Genomic DNA, 229 nt, shown 5'->3' with positions numbered 1-229 from the left:
AGATACGCTGGATTTTCTTAGCTTTTCCTGTATTAGGATCCACATCAACTAGCACTGCACTTAATTGTGTTCTACCACTTGTCACTTCAAATCGTACTGGTAAGTTTGTTAAAAACTTCTTCAATACCGCTTCTCGATCCATACCTAAAATCCCATCGTAAGGACCTGTCATACCAACATCTGTGATATATGCGGTTCCGCTTGGTAAAATACGATTATCTGCTGTAGG

General features: G+C 39.7%; 1 protein-coding gene. It reads right to left on the bottom strand.

From position 1 onward, the window contains the following. On the bottom strand, nt 1-229 hold a 229-nt coding region (locus tag SB658_RS28220; RefSeq protein ID WP_410603919.1), incomplete at both ends, for a YmdB family metallophosphoesterase.

It is taken from the genome of Bacillus sp. SIMBA_008, assembly GCF_046535495.1.
Taxonomy (GTDB): domain Bacteria; phylum Bacillota; class Bacilli; order Bacillales; family Bacillaceae; genus Bacillus; species Bacillus subtilis.
This window is presented reverse-complemented; position numbering and strand designations above follow the sequence as displayed.